Origin of the sequence: Bradyrhizobium sp. 40 (assembly GCF_023100925.1) — a bacterium.
Classification (GTDB): domain Bacteria; phylum Pseudomonadota; class Alphaproteobacteria; order Rhizobiales; family Xanthobacteraceae; genus Bradyrhizobium.
Genome location: NZ_CP064688.1, coordinates 4237892 through 4254561 on the forward strand (window position 1 = coordinate 4237892; position 16670 = coordinate 4254561).

19 protein-coding genes are annotated in these 16670 nt (G+C 63.5%); 5 read left to right on the forward strand and 14 right to left on the reverse strand.

From position 1 onward, the window contains the following. Window positions 1-40: 40 nt before the first annotated feature. The 6 genes from IVB40_RS20670 to IVB40_RS20695 all read right to left on the reverse strand — a co-directional run bounded on the left by IVB40_RS20670 (window position 41) and on the right by IVB40_RS20695 (window position 6191). Window positions 41-589: a hypothetical protein gene (locus IVB40_RS20670; protein ID WP_247360563.1), complete on the reverse strand. Its 549-nt coding sequence runs from the start codon at window positions 587-589 to the stop codon at window positions 41-43. Between the two features lie 26 nt (window positions 590-615). Further along, on the reverse strand, window positions 616-1269 hold the full coding sequence (locus tag IVB40_RS20675) for a tetratricopeptide repeat protein (RefSeq protein WP_247360562.1): 654 nt from the start codon (window positions 1267-1269) through the stop codon (window positions 616-618). 169 nt (window positions 1270-1438) lie between these two features. Then, a complete protein-coding gene (locus IVB40_RS20680) occupies window positions 1439-3031 on the reverse strand; it encodes a class I adenylate-forming enzyme family protein (protein WP_247816137.1) in 1593 nt (530 codons plus the stop codon). A 70-nt stretch (window positions 3032-3101) separates the two neighbouring features. Then, window positions 3102-3686 (reverse strand): NnrU family protein, encoded by a 585-nt coding sequence (locus IVB40_RS20685; RefSeq protein ID WP_247360560.1) that lies wholly within the window; start codon window positions 3684-3686, stop codon window positions 3102-3104. A gap of 71 nt (window positions 3687-3757) precedes the next feature. Then, window positions 3758-4336 carry a hypothetical protein gene (locus tag IVB40_RS20690; protein ID WP_247360698.1) on the reverse strand — a complete coding sequence of 193 codons (579 nt, stop codon included), beginning with the start codon at window positions 4334-4336 and terminating at the stop codon, window positions 3758-3760. A gap of 235 nt (window positions 4337-4571) precedes the next feature. After that, window positions 4572-6191, reverse strand: a complete 1620-nt coding sequence (locus tag IVB40_RS20695) for a peptide chain release factor 3 (protein ID WP_247360559.1) — start codon at window positions 6189-6191, stop codon at window positions 4572-4574. Window positions 6192-6354: 163 nt separating this feature from the next. Between IVB40_RS20695 and sugE the strand changes: the two genes are divergently transcribed. Continuing rightward, window positions 6355-6669 carry a quaternary ammonium compound efflux SMR transporter SugE gene (gene sugE / locus IVB40_RS20700; RefSeq protein ID WP_027569634.1) on the forward strand — a complete coding sequence of 105 codons (315 nt, stop codon included), beginning with the start codon at window positions 6355-6357 and terminating at the stop codon, window positions 6667-6669. On the opposite strand, the gene IVB40_RS20705 is transcribed toward sugE, so the two are convergent. From IVB40_RS20705 to IVB40_RS20735, 7 genes are all read right to left on the reverse strand, one after another. Continuing rightward, complete coding sequence (locus IVB40_RS20705) at window positions 6662-7669, reverse strand: inorganic phosphate transporter (RefSeq protein ID WP_027569633.1); 1008 nt, start codon at window positions 7667-7669, stop codon at window positions 6662-6664. The two genes, sugE and IVB40_RS20705, sit on opposite strands and share 8 nt — an antisense overlap. Before the next feature lie 16 nt (window positions 7670-7685). Then, window positions 7686-8330, reverse strand: a complete 645-nt coding sequence (locus IVB40_RS20710) for a DUF47 domain-containing protein (protein ID WP_027517485.1) — start codon at window positions 8328-8330, stop codon at window positions 7686-7688. A 158-nt stretch (window positions 8331-8488) separates the two neighbouring features. After that, a complete protein-coding gene (locus IVB40_RS20715; RefSeq protein WP_007592084.1) occupies window positions 8489-9457 on the reverse strand; it encodes a branched-chain amino acid ABC transporter permease in 969 nt (322 codons plus the stop codon). A 1-nt stretch (window position 9458) separates the two neighbouring features. Beyond that, window positions 9459-10322 (reverse strand): branched-chain amino acid ABC transporter permease, encoded by an 864-nt coding sequence (locus IVB40_RS20720; RefSeq protein ID WP_027569632.1) that lies wholly within the window; start codon window positions 10320-10322, stop codon window positions 9459-9461. A 72-nt stretch (window positions 10323-10394) separates the two neighbouring features. Then, the gene (locus IVB40_RS20725) at window positions 10395-11618 is read right to left on the reverse strand and encodes an ABC transporter substrate-binding protein (RefSeq protein ID WP_027569631.1); all 1224 of its coding nucleotides are present in this window, start codon (window positions 11616-11618) and stop codon (window positions 10395-10397) included. Between the two features lie 33 nt (window positions 11619-11651). Continuing rightward, on the reverse strand, window positions 11652-12398 hold the full coding sequence (locus tag IVB40_RS20730; RefSeq protein WP_007609233.1) for an ABC transporter ATP-binding protein: 747 nt from the start codon (window positions 12396-12398) through the stop codon (window positions 11652-11654). Further along, window positions 12391-13146 (reverse strand): ABC transporter ATP-binding protein, encoded by a 756-nt coding sequence (locus IVB40_RS20735; RefSeq protein ID WP_018459153.1) that lies wholly within the window; start codon window positions 13144-13146, stop codon window positions 12391-12393. Before IVB40_RS20735 ends, IVB40_RS20730 begins: the two co-directional genes overlap by 8 nt. Before the next feature lie 371 nt (window positions 13147-13517). Here IVB40_RS20735 and IVB40_RS20740 point away from each other — a divergent pair, with 371 nt between their 5' ends. Continuing rightward, window positions 13518-14165, forward strand: coding sequence for a hypothetical protein (locus IVB40_RS20740; RefSeq protein ID WP_247816138.1), 648 nt, complete (start codon window positions 13518-13520; stop codon window positions 14163-14165). 39 nt (window positions 14166-14204) lie between these two features. Here the strand turns inward: IVB40_RS20740 and IVB40_RS20745 are convergent, their stop codons facing one another. Next, on the reverse strand, window positions 14205-14558 hold the full coding sequence (locus IVB40_RS20745) for an ArsC family reductase (protein WP_247360557.1): 354 nt from the start codon (window positions 14556-14558) through the stop codon (window positions 14205-14207). A gap of 105 nt (window positions 14559-14663) precedes the next feature. On the opposite strand from IVB40_RS20745, the gene IVB40_RS20750 reads away from it, so the two are divergent. The 3 genes from IVB40_RS20750 to IVB40_RS20760 all read left to right on the forward strand — a co-directional run bounded on the left by IVB40_RS20750 (window position 14664) and on the right by IVB40_RS20760 (window position 16669). Further along, entirely contained in the window at window positions 14664-15035 is a 372-nt protein-coding gene (locus IVB40_RS20750; protein ID WP_247816139.1) for a tRNA-binding protein, read from the forward strand. 215 nt (window positions 15036-15250) lie between these two features. Continuing rightward, window positions 15251-15883, forward strand: a complete 633-nt coding sequence (locus IVB40_RS20755) for a TetR/AcrR family transcriptional regulator (RefSeq protein WP_247816140.1) — start codon at window positions 15251-15253, stop codon at window positions 15881-15883. Window positions 15884-15886: 3 nt separating this feature from the next. Further along, window positions 15887-16669: a sulfite exporter TauE/SafE family protein gene (locus IVB40_RS20760; protein ID WP_247816141.1), complete on the forward strand. Its 783-nt coding sequence runs from the start codon at window positions 15887-15889 to the stop codon at window positions 16667-16669. Window position 16670: the final 1 nt, after the last annotated feature.

The window sequence follows — 16670 nt, forward strand, 5'->3', positions numbered from 1 at the left end:
CGTGCGCTGCCGGAGCCGCGCCTGTCAATGAAATGAAAAATTAGCGCGAGAAGCTGCCGCTCGGCATCGGTGCCGGGAAGGCGCCCTGCGTTTGCTGCTGGGTGGTCTGGGTCGGTTGCGCCTGCTGGACGGGCTGATCGGGCGGCGGCGCGGTGGTGCGCTTGCGCACGATCTTCTGCCTGGGCGGCGGAGTGGCCGCGGGCGGCGCGGCCTCGGGCTGGGCCTCGCCATCGACTTCGCCGGCGGGCGCCCCAGCCGGCGCGACGGCCGCACTGGCCGGCTGCCTGGTCTTTTTCGCCTTGGCACCCTTCGCCGGCTTCGGCTCGGGCGCAGGCTCGGTGGGCAGAGCCGCGACGGCGGGGCCGTTCGGATCGGGCTGTTGCTGCGCGCCCTTGTACATATCCTTGGGCACACCCTGCTCGAGGCCGGGCACGCCTTCCGGGAACACCGGCTTGCGGTCGCCCGGCAGCTTCTTCTTGGTATCGAGGAAGTCGAGCATGTCGCTCGGATCGAAGCTGGAGCAACCGCCCAGCACGCCCGTGAAGGCGATCAGGACGGCGGCTGCGATCAAGCGTGGCGTGCGGCGCATATCGGGATCTCGTCTCAGCTCTCGGCTCAGCTCTTCGCTACGGGCGGCAGCAGGGCCTGCAGCGCCTCGGCGCGTGAGCGCAGGCCGGGCGGCGTTTCGCCGTCCTCGGCAATCGCGTCCAGCCATTTGCGGGCCGCAGTCATGTCGTTGTTGCGCCAGGCCGACAGCGCCAGCATCTCGCGGGCGGTATGACGGAAGGTCGATTTGGGCGCGGTGGAGGCTTCCAGCCGCTGCTGCATGTCCGCATAGCCGGCGCTGTCGAGCAGGAGACCGGCCGCGCGGATCTTCGCCAGATCCTGCCACTCGCCGCCTACGCTGCGGTCGGCGGCGATGTCGTCATAGAGCTTGGCGCCCGCCTTGGGATCGCGGGCCGCCGCCTCGGCCGCAGCACGCAGCCGCGCCAGGGTGCGATAGCCCGATGGAGCCTTCGCTGCGAGCTCGGTGAAGGCCGCCTCGGCCTCCGCATGCTTGTCCTGCTCGGACAGCTCTGCAGCCTTCTCGAAGGCAGCACCGGCCTCGGCGGCTTTCTTGGCCTCCACATACTGGTAAGCGCGCCAGCCGCCCACGGCGGCGACGATCAGCACCATCAGGGCGATGAACAAAATCGAATACTTGTCCCACAGCTTCTTGAGCTGTTCGCGACGTACTTCCTCGTCGACTTCGTCAAATAATTCAGACACTTATGCTAATCCCATGCCCGTCCGGGTGCGCGCGCCAATGCGTTCGCGTCAGGAATCCCGTCCCCCACGTGGCGGCGGGGTACCCTAACGATATGGCGGTGGCAAGGCAAAGCGAGCCCGATCAAGGCGTTAACCACCCGAGACAGCCCGGAGAGATCATCTCCCGGGGTTAGGTTCCCAACAGCTCCCGCAGCTGCCGCTTCAGCACCTTGCCATTGGCATTGCGCGGCAGCGGCTCCGCGGTGATCACCATGGTCTCCGGGACCTTGTAGTCGGACAGCCGTTCCGCGCACCAGGCGCGCAAGGCTTCGCTGTCCACTGGTGCGCGCGTGACCACCACGGCGTGAACGCGTTCGCCCAGCACCGGGCAGGCCTTGGCGACGATCGCGCTCTCGACCACGGCGGGATGGCCGGCCAGCACGGATTCGACCTCGGCCGAATAGATCTTGAGGCCGCCGCGGTTGATCATGTCCTTCTGCCGGTCGAACACCCGGACAAATCCCTCCGCGTCAACCGAGCCGAGATCGCCGGAATGCCAGAACCCGCTGGTGAAGCTTTCGGCCGTGGCTTTTGGATTGTTCCAGTAGCCCTTGATCACGGAGGCACTCTGGATCCAGAGCTCGCCGATCTCCCCGGGCGGCAGCTCACGCCCGTCCGCGTCCATCGCCAGGATGCGCGCACCCGGACACGGCAGGCCGACGCTGTCGATATGGCTTGCGGTCAACCTGCCCGGCATGATCGTGGACGGCGACGTGGTCTCGGTCGCGCCATAGCAATTCGCCAGCTCGAGGCCGGGAATGATCGCCTTGAGCTTTTCGATGGTGGCAACCGGCATCGGTGCGCCGCCAAAGCCGCCGATGCGCCAGCTCGACAGATCGTAACTGGCGAAATCAGGCTGGAGCAGGCAGAGATTGTACATCGCCGGCACCATCACCGTGTAGGTGACGCGCTCGCGCGCGGCGAGCTTGAGATATTCGCCGGCCTTGAACTCCGGCATGATGATCAGCGCGCCACCGCAGCAGATCATCGTCGTGATGTTGGCGACGACGCCGGTGACGTGGCCGAGCGGCACTGCCGCAATCGAACGTTCGGCAGCCGTCAATTGCAGGCAGGACACGAAGATCATCGAGGAATGGACGATGTTGCAATGGGCCAGCATCGCGCCCTTCGGCTTGCCTGTCGTGCCGGAGGTGTAGAGGATCATCGCGGTGTCCTCCTCGCTGGTCTCGACCGGCGCCGCGGCCGGCGCGTTGTCTGCCAGCACCGCGAAACGCGACAAAGCCGGATCGTCGTCGACGGCGATGCGATGGACCAGTTCGGGCACATCCCGCGCGTCCGGCAGACGCGCCGCGAGCGCCGCCTCGTGGATCAGGATTTTGGCACCACAGTCGGCGAGCACATAGGCGATTTCCGGCTTCTGCTGGCGCGTGCTGAGCAGCACCGTGACGAGCCCTTCATGCGCGGCAGCAAACAGCAGCAGCGGGAATTCGACGCGGTTGCCGAGCAGGATCGCGACACGATCGCCGCGCTGCAATCCGAGCTTGCGAAATCCCGCCGCAATCCGCGCAGCCTGCTCGACGGCCTGCCGCCAGTTCAGCCGGACATGGCCTGAGATCAGCGCTTCGCCGTCGGGATTGCGGGCGCAGGCGTCCGCGATCATCGCCCACAGGCTCGACGGCCGATCGCAAAATGCCGGCACGATCCGATCGCCGAAGCGCGCCTCGAACCGCATTGGCGGGATCTGAGAATGCGACCAGTCCATCGAAATGCCTTGGCTTGTTGCTCTCGTTATCTTCCGCGCATGGCATGCGGTCCTGTCTTGTGCTGATCGGCTAGCCGCCCATCACGGGAACGCCGATGACGACAGGATGGAACGCAAACGCCAGCGCCAGATAAGCGACGATTCCAACCACGACCGCGATCAGATCGTTGGTGACGCCGCCGACCGGAATCGGCGGACCGCCACCATCGGTCCGACGCTTCAGCGTGATGCGATCATACACCGCCCAGCCCAGGAAGGAGCCGAACAGGATGATGGAGCCGAGATCGCCATTGGCCAAAAGATGCGCCGCCGCCCACAGCTTGATGCCGGCCAGCATCGGATGCTTCAGCGTCGCATAGATGCGGCCGCGCAAGTAGGATGCGACCACCAGGATGACCGCGGGCAACATCAGCGCGAGCGTGATGTGCTGCAGCGCCTTCGGCGGATACCAGACGTCGATCCAGCCGGTCGCGCGATAATGCGCGAAGCCCCAGATGATCAGTGCGAGCCCCGCGAGCGAGGCAAGCGAATAGAGGATCTTGTAGGTCCCCTCACCCAGTCTCGCGATGGCCTGCGCGCGCGCCTCGCGTTTCGTCGTGAACACATGCGCCGCGAAAAACAGCGCAAGCCCAAGGATCATAACCAGCAGACCCACGAGATTCTCCCCTCAACCAACGCCCCAGCCCATGGCGTATCATCGATTGGCGGCGGGTCGCAACTAATGCGCTACTTGTGGATCTCGCGATTGTCGACATACCGGATCGCGATCGGCCGCCCGGCGATGGCACCGCCAAGACCGCCGGTGAATTTCAGCGGCAGGCAGGCGTTCAACGATGAATTGATCGCATTGAGATAGGTGATTCTCGTCTCGGCGGGCACGCCCGCCGTCGCAAAGGTCAGGCGCGGCGGGCCGATCAGGCCGCCCGATTTGTTGAAGCTGAAACGCACGGCGATCTGCATGCCCGCGCGCGCATTGTCCGTTGGCGGCGACCAGCAGCTGCGCAGCTCGGCGAAGAGATCGCCGATCGTATCGAGATCGTGATCCGGCTTTTGGTATTTGGCGCGATCGGCCTCTGACGGCACGCTTTGGATCGTGAGCTGGAGGTTCTGGCCGTAGGGATAGTCGATCTCGGGAATACAGGGACCAGGCTCGAGCGGGCTGCAATAGGACGGCGTGCAGGGCCTGCCATCGAGCACGCTGCACGGCTCGTGCGAAAACGGAATTGGGTTGATTTGCCGGGGCCGCGCATCGGCGGCGATCGTCGAGATCGCCAGCAGGAGGAAAACAAGGATGCCGCGCCACATGAAGTGAACTCGCAAGGCCACATGGGTGAACGTGGCATTGCCGCCGGCAACGTCAAGCCTGCGGCTGTTCACATGCGCGCGTCCAAGGACGGTGTCGTCGCCCGGCTTGAACGGGCGACCCAGTACTCCGAGGCGTTTGTGATTGAGCCGAGAGGCTGCGGCGTACTGGATGGCCCGCTTTCGCGGGGCATGACAGCGGAAGGGGGGAGTGGCTGCAGAGCGACGGAGCTGCGCCCTACCCCTTCTTCTTGACGTCCTTGACGTTGGTGAACTCGATGCCCTCGGCCCGTTCCCTTGTGTAGCCGAGATAGAACTCGTTCCGCGCCAGATAGACGGGATCACCGTCGACATCGTCGGCGATGCTCGAGGTATTGGCAGCGATGAAGGTATCGAGCTTCTTGCGGTCCTCCGAGGAGACCCAGCGTGCAAGCTGGAACTCGCTGACCTCGAATTCGACCGGCAGCGAATATTCCGCATCCAGCCGGGCCTTGAGCACGTCGAGCTGCAGTGCGCCGACGACGCCAACCAACGCAGGCGCGCCGTCGCGGGGACGGAACACCTGCACCACGCCCTCTTCCGACATCTGCTGAAGCGCTTCCTTCAGCTTCTTCGCTTTCATCGCATCCGTAAGGCGCACGCGGCGAACGATTTCCGGCGCGAAGCTCGGCACGCCGACGAAGTTGAAATCCTCACCGTCGGTCAGCGTATCGCCGATGCGCAGCGTGCCGTGATTGGGAATGCCGACGACGTCGCCGGCATAGGCCTCGTCCGCAACCGAACGGTCCTGCGCGAAGAAAAATTGTGGGCTCGACAGCGGCATGCTCTTGCCGGTGCGCACGAGCTTCGCCTTCATGCCGCGGCTCAGCTTGCCGGAGCACAGCCGCGCGAAGGCGATGCGGTCGCGGTGGTTGGGATCCATATTGGCCTGGATCTTGAACACGAAGGCGCTCATGCGCGGGTCGGTGGCTTCGACCTTGCGCTGGTCGCTCTCCTGCGCGCGCGGCTCGGGCGCGAACTTGCCGAGCCCTTGCAGCAGGTCGCCGACGCCGAAATTGCGGAGCGCGCTGCCGAAATAAACCGGCGTCAGATGGCCCTCGCGAAACGCTTCGAGCTCGAACGGTTTTGAAGCCGCGGTGACGAGCTCGAGCTCGTCCTTGACCGCCGACACGTCGAGATTGGCGTTGAGCTTGGCGAGCTCGGCGATCTCGATCTGCTGCGCCGCGCCGGTCTTGGCGCCGCCGCCTTCGAGCAGACGCACGCCGCCATTGACGACGTCATAGGTGCCGAGGAACTCACGGCCGCGGCCGACAGGCCAGGTCATCGGCGTGGTATCGAGCGCCAGCGTCTTCTCGATCTCGTCCAGGAGCTCGAAGACGTCGCGACTCTCGCGGTCCATCTTGTTGATGAAGGTGATGATCGGGATGTCGCGAAGACGACAGACCTCGAACAGCTTTCGGGTGCGCGCCTCGATGCCCTTGGCGGCGTCGATCACCATGACGGCGGAATCGACCGCCGTGAGCGTGCGATAGGTGTCTTCCGAAAAGTCCTCGTGGCCCGGAGTGTCCAGCAGGTTGAACACCAGACCTTCGAACTCGAAGGTCATAACCGATGTCACGACCGAGATGCCGCGCTCGCGCTCGATCTTCATCCAGTCCGAACGCGTGTTGCGCCGCTCGCCCTTGGCCTTGACCTGGCCGGCCAGATTGATGGCGCCGCCGAACAGCAGCAGCTTTTCGGTCAGCGTGGTCTTGCCGGCGTCCGGATGCGAGATGATGGCAAAAGTCCGCCGCCGCGACACTTCAGCGGCAAGCGAGGAACGGGCCGTCGATTCGGCTGTGGTGGCGATGTCGGACATTGCGGCAGCGTTTGGCAGGGAAAATGAGCCTGATCAAGCCTCATCTGGTGATTGCGGAGCCTTCCGGCCAGCCCCATATCGGGCTTGAGTTGGGAGGGACGACCTTCCCTTTCCATCAGCACACCAGTCGCGGGGACGACCCTGCCTTGAATGGAGGGTCGTCATGGCCTGGAGCATCCTGTTCGTCGCCGGTCTGCTGGAGATCTCCTGGGCGATCGGCCTCAAATATACCGAGGGGTTCACCAAGCTCGTTCCGTCGGTTCTCACGCTCGGCGCCATGGCCGGCAGCATCATCCTGCTCGGGCTCGCCCTCAAATCGCTGCCGATTGGAACCGCTTATGCCGTCTGGACCGGTATCGGCGCGGTCGGTACCGCGACACTCGGGATCATCCTGTTCGGCGAGCCGGCCACCGCGTTCCGCCTCGCCAGCATCGGGCTGATCGTCGCCGGGATTGTCGGGCTGAAGCTGGTTACCTGACGAAGATCTTGACCGCCCACCAGGAGAGCGCGGCGACGATGGCCGAGGCCGGCATCGTGATCACCCAAGCATAGACGATCGAGCTGGCAACGTTCCAGCGCACCGCCGAGAGGCGCCGGGCGGCGCCGACACCGACGATGGCGCCGGTGATGGTGTGGGTGGTCGAGACGGGAACGCCGAGGAAGGTCGCCATGAACAGGGTCGCGGCACCGCCGGTCTCGGCGCAAAAGCCCTGCATCGGGGTCAGCTTGGTGATGCGCAGGCCCATGGTCCGAACGATGCGCCAGCCGCCCATCAGCGTCCCCATCGCCATTGCGGCCTGGCACGAAAGCACCACCCAGAAAGGGACGAAGAATTCGCCGCCGAGCTGGCCCTGCGAATAGAGCAGCACGGCGATGATGCCCATGGTCTTCTGCGCGTCGTTGCCGCCGTGGCCGAGCGAATAGAGCGAGGCGGAGGCGAATTGCAGGATGCGGAAGGCGCGATCCACGGCAAAGGGCGTGGAGCGCACGGAGGCCCAGGAGACGATCGCAACCAGCACCATCGCGAGCAGAAAGCCGACGAGCGGAGACAGCACGATGGCGATCACCGTCTTGGACAATCCGCTCCAGACCACCGCCGAAAGGCCCGCTTTGGCCACGCCGGCACCAAACAAGCCCCCGATCAATGCGTGCGACGAGGACGATGGGATGCCGAGCGCCCATGTCACCAGGTTCCAGACGATGGCGCCGACCAGCGCAGCGAAGATCACCTGGGCATCCACGATCGCGGGATCGATGATGCCGGTGCCGATGGTCTGGGCGACGTGCAGCCCGAACACCATGAAGGCGACGAAATTGAAGAAGGCGGCCCAGAACACCGCGTATTGCGGCCGCAGCACGCGGGTCGAGACGATGGTCGCGATCGAATTGGCGGCGTCGTGCAGGCCGTTCAGGAAGTCGAACAGCAGCGCGACGGCGATCAGTCCGACCAGGACGGGAAGACCCAACGCAACATCCACGGCGCGGTCCCCTGCCCTAAACTTGCTCGATGACGATGCTGTTGATCTCGTTCGCGACGTCGTCGAAGCGGTCGGCCACCTTCTCGAGATGGTCGTAGATCTCTGCGCCGACGATGAAATCCATCGCGTTGCCGTTGCGATGCTTGAGGAACAGTTCCTTCAGCCCGATATCATGGAGATCGTCGACGCGGCCTTCCAGCTTGCCCAGCTCTTCCGTGATCGCGGTCAGCATGGCCACGTTCTGGCCGATCTTCTGCATCAACGGCAGCGCACGGCCGACCAGATTGGCGCATTCGATCAGAAGCCCGCCGATCTCCCGCATGGGCGGCTCGAAGCTGCGGACCTCGAACAGCATCACGGCCTTGGCGGTCTGCTGCATCTGGTCGATGGCGTCGTCCATCGAGGTGATCAGGTTCTTGATGTCGCCGCGGTCGAACGGGGTGATGAAGGTACGGCGCACCGCCGTCAGCACCTCACGGGTGATGTTGTCGGCATCGTTCTCGAACTGGTTGACGCGCTGGCAATAGACCGGCGTCTCCTCGCCCCCGTTGAGCATGCTCTGGAGCGCGATCGAGCCCTGGATCACGGTCTGGGCGTGGCGGTCGAACAGGTCGAAGAACCGTTCTTCCTTGGGCAGGAAAGCGCGAAACAATCGCATCATGGGAGAGAGACTACCGGTTGGATAATGGCCTGGCCCGAGCGGGCCGTCATGAAACTGTCATAGACCATTTTCGATCCACGCGCGTGCCACCTCACGCCCGTGGAGCCGGATCATCCACCGCTTTCGCGCGTCAACACATCTTCCATTATATCAATGACTTACAGCGACCGCCGGAAGTAATGCGCGATTTCTCCGATGACGCCGCGGCGGAAGGTGAGCACGCAGATCACGAAGATCGAGCCCTGGATCACGGTCACCCACTGGCCGAACCCCGCCAGATATTGCTGCATGGCGATGATCACGAAGGCACCGACCACGGGACCGAACACGGTTCCGAGTCCGCCGACCAGCGTCATCAGCACGACTTCGCCCGACATCGACCAGTGCACGTCGGTGAGCGAGGCGTTCTGCGCCACGAAGACTTTCAACGCACCGGCAAAGCCGGCCAGCGTGCCCGACAGGACGAAAGCCAGGAACTTGTACTGATCGGTGCGGTAACCCAGCGAGATCGCGCGCGGCTCGTTCTCGCGGATCGCCTTGAGGACTTCGCCGAACGGCGAGTTGATGATGCGGAAGATCAGCAGGAAGCCGGCGAGGAAGCCTACCAGAACCACGTAGTAGAGCACGGTCGGCTTGGTCAGATCGAAGACGCCGAACATGCGTCCCTGCGGAATGCCCTGGATGCCGTCTTCACCATGTGTGAACGGGGCCTGGAGGTAGATGAAGTACAGAAGCTGCGACAGCGCCAGCGTGATCATCGAGAAATAGATGCCCTGGCGGCGGATCGAGATATAGCCCGTGATGAGCGAGAGCACGAAGGCACCGGCGACGCCGACGAGGATGCCGAGCTCCGGCGGCAACGCCCACACCTTCAGCGCATGCGCGCTGCAATAGCCGGCCGTGCCCAGGAACATCGCATGGCCGAAGGACAGCAAACCGCCATAGCCGATCAGCAGGTTGAAGGCGCAGGCGAGCAGCGCGAAGCACAGCGCCTGCATCACGAAGAACGGGTAGACCCCCGTGAATGGCACCGAAGCCAGCAGCAGCGCCATCACCACGAAGACGATCATCTCGTCGCGGATCGCGCGCGGGGTTACCGGCAGCGTGTCGTCCGTCAAGGCTGTCATGTCAGGCCGCCCTTCCCGTCAATCCCGTTGGCTTCACCAAGAGCACCAGCACCATCAGCACGAACACGACGGTGTTGGAGGCCTCGGGGTAGAAATATTTGGTCAGGCCCTCGATCACACCGAGCGCGAAGCCGGTGATGATGGAGCCCATGATCGATCCCATGCCGCCGATCACCACCACCGCGAACACCACGATGATGAGGTCGGCGCCCATCAGCGGTCGCACCTGGTTGATTGGCGCCGACAGCACGCCGGCGAGCGCGGCAAGGCCGACACCGAGGCCGTAGGTCAACGTGATCATGCGCGGAACGTTGACGCCGAAGGCGCGCACCAGCGTCGGGTTTTCGGTGGCGGCGCGCAAATAGGCGCCGAGCCGGGTCTTCTCGATCAGGAACCAGGTCGCGATGCAGACCACCAGCGAGAAGATGACGACCCAGCCGCGATAGACCGGCAGGAACATGAAGCCGAGATTCATGCCGCCCTTGAGCTGGTCCGGAATGGCGTAAGGCAGGCCGGAGGAGCCGAAATAGTTCTGGAACACGCCCTGCACGATCAGCGCAATGCCGAAGGTCAGAAGCAGGCCGTAGAGATGATCCAGCCCGGTCAGCCATTGCAGCATGGTCCGTTCCAGGATCATGCCGAAGATGCCGACAATGATCGGTGCAAACAGCAACGCCCACCAATAGTTGATGCCGCCGAGGTTCAGCAGGAAGTAGGCGACGAACGCGCCCATCATATAGAGCGCGCCATGGGCGAAATTGATGATGTTGAGCATGCCGAAGATCACGGCAAGCCCGAGACTGAGCAGCGCGTAGAACGAGCCGTTGATCAGTCCCACCAGTAGCTGAGCGTAAAGAGCCTGCATCGATCCCGCACCCGGTCCCTTCGGCGTTCCCTGAAAGTCGCCCGCAGGCCTGATGGCCTGCGGGCGGTTATCTTACTTCTTCAACAGAGCGCATTTGCTCTCGGACAGCGGCGTGAAGGCCTGGTCGCCCGGCACCGTGCCGACCAGCTTGTAGAAATCCCACGGTCCCTTGGACTCGGAGGGCTTCTTCACCTCGAACAGATAGGCATTGTGGATGGTGCGGCCGTTGGGCTGGATCTCGCCCTTGCCGAACAGATCGTCTTCCGTCGGCATCGACTTCATCTTCTCGACGACCTTGGCGCCGTCATGCGGGTTGCCGCCGAGCGCTTCGAGTGCCTTGAAATAGTGACGCACGCCCGCATAGACGCCGGCCTGCACCATGGTGGGCGGCGCGTTGTTCTTCATCTTGTCGGCGAAGCGCTTCGAGAACGCCCGGGTCTGGTCGTTCATGTCCCAGTAGAAGGTCTCGGTGAAGTTGAGGCCCTGTGCGGTCTCGAGCCCGATCGCCTTGACGTCGGTGAGGAACAGCAGCAGCGCCGCGAGCTTCTGGCCGCCCTTGACGATGCCGAACTCGGCCGCCTGCTTGATCGTGTTGGTGGTGTCGCCGCCGGCATTGGCAAGGCCGATGATCTTGGCCTTGGAGGCCTGCGCCTGCAGCAGGAAGGACGAGAAGTCCGGCGTGTTGAGCGGGTGCTTGACGCCGCCGACCACCTTGCCGCCATTTGCGGTAACGACAGCGGTGGTGTCGCGCTCCAGCGCCGCGCCGAAGGCGTAGTCCGCGGTCAGGAAGAACCAGGTGTCGCCGCCGGCCTTCACCAGCGCCTGGCCGGTGGTGTGAGCCAGCATGTAGGTGTCGTAGGTCCAGTGCACCGTGTTGGGCGAGCACTGCGCGTTGGTCAAATCCGAGGTCGCCGCGCCCGAGTTGATATAGACCCCGTTCTTTTCCTTGATGACGTTGTTGACCGCGAGCGCAACGCCGGAATTCGGCACGTCGACGATGACGTCGACCTTGTCGACGTCGAACCATTGCCGCGCGATCGCGGTGCCGATGTCGGGCTTGTTCTGGTGATCACCCGAGATGATGTCGATCTTCCAGCCCTTCGCAGCCAGACCGGAATCTTCAATGGCCATCTGCGCGGCGAGCGTCGAGCCCGGTCCGCCGAGGTCGGCATAGAGCCCGGACTGATCGGACAGCGCGCCGATCTTGACGGTCTTGTCCTGCGCGAAGGCTACGCCCGCGGTGGTCACGGCCAGTGCCGTGCCGAGCAGAAACGACGCAATCGACTTTGTCATCATGCTACTTCCCTATGAATCTTCTTGTTGGCCGTTCTAGACGCCGAGATAGGTGTGGAGCTTGTCCATGTTGGCGGCAAGCTCCGCATTGGAAAATCCGTCAATGATCTTGCCGTGCTCGACCACGTAATAGCGGTCGGCGACGGTGGATGCGAACCGGAAGTTCTGCTCGACCAGGAGGATCGTAAAACCCTCCTTCTTGAGCCGCGCAATGGTGTGGCCGATCTGCTGGATGATGACGGGCGCGAGACCCTCGGTCGGCTCGTCCAGCATCAGGAAGTTCGCGCCGGTGCGCAGGATGCGCGCGATCGCAAGCATCTGCTGCTCGCCGCCGGAGAGCTTGGTTCCCTGGCTGTTGAGCCGTTCCTTCAGGTTCGGAAACAGATCGAAGATCTGCTCGAGCGGCAATCCGCCGGGACGCACCACCGGCGGCAGCAGCAGGTTCTCCCGGACATCGAGGCTGGCGAAAATTCCACGCTCCTCCGGGCAGAACGCGATTCCCATCCGCGCGATCTTGTCCGAGGTCGTGCGGATGATGTCCTGGTTGTTGAACTTCACCGAGCCGGTGCGCTTGCCGATGATGCCCATGATCGACTTCAGCGTGGTGGTCTTGCCGGCGCCGTTGCGCCCGAGCAGGGTGACGACCTCGCCCGCGTTCACGTCGAAGTTGATCCCGTGCAGGATGTGAGACTCGCCGTACCATGCTTCCAGGTTGCGGACCTGGAGGAGGTTGCCGCCGCTCGCGGCCTTTGCGGGAGCTTCCGCCGTTGCAGTCTCAGCCATGACCGGCTCCCAGATAGGCTTCCTTGACGCGTTCGTCCTTGGTGAGCTCGCTGTAATGGCCCTGCGCGAGCACCTGTCCGCGCGTCAACACGGTGATGATGTCGGAGAGATTGGCCACGACGCTCAGATTATGCTCAACCATCAGGATGGTGTATTTCGCGGAGATGCGCTTGATCAGCGCCGCGATCTTATCGATGTCCTCGTGGCCCATGCCGGCCATCGGCTCGTCCAGCAGCATCATCTCGGGGTCGAGCGCGAGCGTGGTTGCGATCTCCAGTGCACGCTTGCGCCCGTAGGGCATCTCGACCGCGGGCGTATTGGAAAACTCGCTGAGGCCGACATCGTTCAACAGCTCGCGCGCGCGATCGTTGAACTGGTTGAGCACGGACTTGGAGCGCCAGAAATCGAAGGAGCTGCCGTGCTGGCGCTGAAGCGCGACGCGGACGTTTTCCAGCGCGGTGAGATGGGGAAATACCGCCGAAATCTGGAACGAGCGAACCAGTCCCAGGCGGGCCACATCGGCGGGCGCCATCGCGGTGATGTCCTGCCCCTTGTACAGGATTTTTCCGGCAGACGGTTTGAGGAACTTGGTCAAAAGATTGAAACACGTCGTCTTGCCGGCGCCGTTCGGGCCGATCAACGCGTGAATGCTCCCACGGCGAACCTTGAGCGCAACGTCGCGGACGGCGAAGAAGCCCGCGAACTCCTTGGTCAAGCCTTCCGTTTCGAGAATGAACTCATCGGCCAAACAGTTTTCCCCCTGCCCGCACAACGCGCGTGGCTATCCTTGTTGCTTCGGCTTTCCGGAGGCCTTGGAGCCACTCCCTGGAGCCCATCCGGAACGCCGCCTCCGGGCGCGGAATATGCCGGAGGTGACGGGGGTTAGGCAAGGCGGAAAGCTGAGCAGGTCAGGCCTCCGGCCGGGAGACTTATGCTCCCTTAGTCGGACGTGTTTTGATGTCGCGCCTGCCCGGCTTCCCGGTTCGCAAAGCGCCGGTCATCAAGCCGTCGTTAACGGTCTTTCGTTCCATGCGCCAGCCTTCATGGAAAATTTTCCCGCAGTGAGGATCATGCGCGGGTTTCAAGCGTCCGGAATTTCTTTTCGTCGGGAATATTGCCTTGGATTTTGCAAGCGCGGCTCCTTCCGTGGTCAAGTCGATCAGGCAGCGTGATCTCCTGAACACGTGGCTGCGGCTTTATGCGCGCCAGCAGACGGCTCCGGCGATCTGGGAGTACCAGCCTGCGCGGCTCGAGGAAGAGCTCTCCGATCTGATCTATTATACGGTGGACATGTCGACGCCGACGCCGCGTCTGACCATTCAGAGCGAAGGTACGCGCATCTCGCGGGCCTATGGACACACCGGCAAGGGCGCTCTGCTCGACGACTATATCGGGCCGCGTCTCGCGCCCCTGGTGATGCCGGTCTATCATGAATGCGTGGCGCGCGGGCTGCCTGTCTACAGCGTTGCCGACGTCGATGACATCTACGGCCGTATCGTCGCCTATGAGCGCCTGCTGCTGCCGTTCCAGACTGACGGCAAGGTCTGTCACATCATCGCGTCGCTCAAGACCTTCTGCGAGGACGGCGGCTTCGAGATCAAGAATCTGATGCGCGGAAATGACGCGCTGCCGCGCTCGAGATTGCGCACGGTGATCGATCGGGACCTGTTCCATCGCACCCCCGGCCGCATCGCGCCGGCCGAGTTGGTCGAGTTCGCGGACCAGCAGGGCTCCGGTGTTCCCACCGAGATCATCGAGCTGAACTAGCGGTCAGCGCGATTTGGCGGCGGCTTCCTTGGTCGTGACTTACTTGGTCGTGACTTCCTTGGCATAGACGTCCGGCTTGAAGCCGACCAGCAGCTTGCCGGCAACTTCAAGCACCGGCCGCTTGATCATCGATGGTTGCGCTAGCATCAACGCCAGCGCCTTTTTCTCCGAGAGGCCTTCCTTGTCGGCATCGGGCAGCTTCTTGAAGGTCGTTCCGGCGCGATTGAGCAGCGTCTCCCAACCGACCTTGTCGCTCCACTGCTTGAGCTTGTCCTTCTCCACCCCCGTCGCCTTGTAGTCGTGGAACGTGTAGGCGACGCCATGGGTGTCGAGCCAGGCGCGCGCCTTCTTCATGGTGTCGCAGTTCTTGATGCCGTAGATGATGTTGGGCAAGACAGTCCTCGCGCATGCGTCGCAGCGTAATGCTCCGGCGTTGTACGCAACTCCAGTTCGCACGACAATATTGCGAATGATGCCAGCTCTTCGGACGGACACTCCATGCACGTCACCCACGATCCAGCCGCGACCGCATCGCCGACCATCGACTTCGACACCTTCCTCGCGGTCGATATCCGCGTCGGCACCATCATCGATGCAAAGCCGTTCCCGGAGGCGCGCAAGCCGGCCTGGCGGCTGTGGATCGACTTCGGTCCCGCGATCGGCGTGCGCAAGAGCTCTGCGCAGATCACCGAAAACCATCCGCTTGAAACGCTGGTGGGCCAACAGGTGGCTGCGGTCGTGAATTTCCCGTCGCGCCAGATCGGCCCTGTTGTCTCGGAAGTGCTGACCCTCGGTTTCCCTGATGCCAGCGGCAAGGTCGTGCTGGTGCAGCCGAGCAAGCCCGTCCCGAACGGCGGACGGCTGTTCTAGCCCCGCGCGATCGAGGGCGGTCTTCAGGCCGCCGGCGACGCTCCTTAACGATTCGCTCCGCCTGTGTCCCGGTCCGGGTTGTCGGGGTTGACCGGGATCCAGTTTGGTAATAAAAATGACTGACTGATCGTTTTTTATATTGATTAACGTTCTTTGGTCTTTAGCCCGCAGAGCAACTAAAACGATCGAGCTGTCAGTTATTTATGGATGGCCGGATGCCCAAGATCAGCGACAAGCAACGTGAAGGCCGCCGGCAGCAGATTCTCGAAGCCGCCCTCGCCTGCTTCGCCGAGGACGGTTTTCACCAGACCGGGATGGCCGACATCGTCAAACGGTCGGGGCTGAGCCATGGTGCGGTCTATCTCTACTTCCAGAGCAAGGACGATCTGATCGAGGCACTCGCCGACGACCGGCACCGGCGCGAGGCCGTGCTCAACTCGGTCGCGCAAGGATCGGGCGATCCGATCGAAGGACTTCACGCGCTGGTCGGCGTCTATGCGCAATGGCTCACCGACCCCGCCGGCGAAGCGCGCCGCCGTGTCGGCATCCACGGCTGGGCCGAGGCTCTGCGCAACCGCCGCGTCCGCACCAGCATCGTAGAAGGCATCGACATGCCGCGCGCCCTGATTGTCGCGCTGGTCGAGCGCGGCCAGCATGACGGCCTCATCAAGCGCGATCTCGATGCGGAGGCGATCGCGCGCGTGCTGATCGCGATCTTCCAGGGCTTTGTGCTGCAAAAATGCTGGGGCCAGGATTTTGACATCGAGGCCTGCATGGCAGCCGTGACCGGCGTGATCGATGGATTTCGCACCACGAAGGCCGACGTCAAGCGACGGATCAAGAGCTGAGCGATGTCGTGGATCCATGACTTGCTCGCAGGCATTGGGGTCGGCCTCATCGGCGGACTGACATCGGGCTTCATGGGCACGAGTCCCGGAGGCGGTCTCGTGATCTTCAGCGTGCTGCTGCTCGGCGCCGAGCAACACGTCGCCCAGGGGACGTCGCTGATCACGCAGGTTCCACCGACCGGACTCGCGGACGTTCGCCGCTATTGGCAGAGCGGCAATCGCAGCCCGTTGCTATGGATCGTCTGGATCGGCATCGGCTTTCTCTTCGGCGGCGCCGGCGGCGGCTACGCTGCGGCGGCGGTCTCCGACTCGGTGTTGCAATGGACTTACGTCGTCTATCTCGTCGCGCTGATCGCTCTCCTGATCCTGCGTCGCGACCGCGAGGACAAAAGCAGCGAGACCGGCGACCGAGACAAGCTGCCCTGGCTGCCGTTGCTCCTCATCGGCATGCTTGCCGGATTTTCCTCCGGCTTCATGGGCATCGGCGGCGGGCTGGCGATCACCGTCGGGCTCGCGGCGGGCCTGCGGGTGCCGCAGCACCAGGCGCAGCTCGTCAGCCTCGTCTTCTCGGTCATCCCGACCAATATTCCGGCCGCCGGGATCTACTGGAGCAAGGGACTCATGGTCGGTTGGCCCGCCATCATCGGCATTCTTGCCGGCCTCTGGGTCGGCACTGATCTCGGTGCGCGCGCAGCCAATCGCGTCAGCAAATCGGTGCTGCGCCGGGTCATGATCGCCGTCATCCTGCTGATGGCGCTCTACATGACCCACAAGGCGCTAACCTGAT

Bases quoted from the DNA above. Each gene is read 5' to 3' on its own strand.
- IVB40_RS20670 (WP_247360563.1), bottom strand. From the start codon at position 589: ATGCGCCGCACGCCACGCTTGATCGCAGCCGCCGTCCTGATCGCCTTC.
- IVB40_RS20680 (WP_247816137.1), bottom strand. From the start codon at position 3,031: ATGGACTGGTCGCATTCTCAGATCCCGCCAATGCGGTTCGAGGCGCGC.
- IVB40_RS20690 (WP_247360698.1), bottom strand. From the start codon at position 4,336: ATGTGGCGCGGCATCCTTGTTTTCCTCCTGCTGGCGATCTCGACGATC.
- IVB40_RS20695 (WP_247360559.1), bottom strand. From the start codon at position 6,191: ATGTCCGACATCGCCACCACAGCCGAATCGACGGCCCGTTCCTCGCTT.
- sugE (WP_027569634.1), top strand. From the start codon at position 6,355: ATGGCCTGGAGCATCCTGTTCGTCGCCGGTCTGCTGGAGATCTCCTGG.
- IVB40_RS20710 (WP_027517485.1), bottom strand. From the start codon at position 8,330: ATGATGCGATTGTTTCGCGCTTTCCTGCCCAAGGAAGAACGGTTCTTC.
- IVB40_RS20715 (WP_007592084.1), bottom strand. From the start codon at position 9,457: ATGACAGCCTTGACGGACGACACGCTGCCGGTAACCCCGCGCGCGATC.
- IVB40_RS20720 (WP_027569632.1), bottom strand. From the start codon at position 10,322: ATGCAGGCTCTTTACGCTCAGCTACTGGTGGGACTGATCAACGGCTCG.
- IVB40_RS20725 (WP_027569631.1), bottom strand. From the start codon at position 11,618: ATGATGACAAAGTCGATTGCGTCGTTTCTGCTCGGCACGGCACTGGCC.
- IVB40_RS20730 (WP_007609233.1), bottom strand. From the start codon at position 12,398: ATGGCTGAGACTGCAACGGCGGAAGCTCCCGCAAAGGCCGCGAGCGGC.
- IVB40_RS20750 (WP_247816139.1), top strand. From the start codon at position 14,664: ATGCACGTCACCCACGATCCAGCCGCGACCGCATCGCCGACCATCGAC.
- IVB40_RS20755 (WP_247816140.1), top strand. From the start codon at position 15,251: ATGCCCAAGATCAGCGACAAGCAACGTGAAGGCCGCCGGCAGCAGATT.
- IVB40_RS20760 (WP_247816141.1), top strand. From the start codon at position 15,887: ATGTCGTGGATCCATGACTTGCTCGCAGGCATTGGGGTCGGCCTCATC.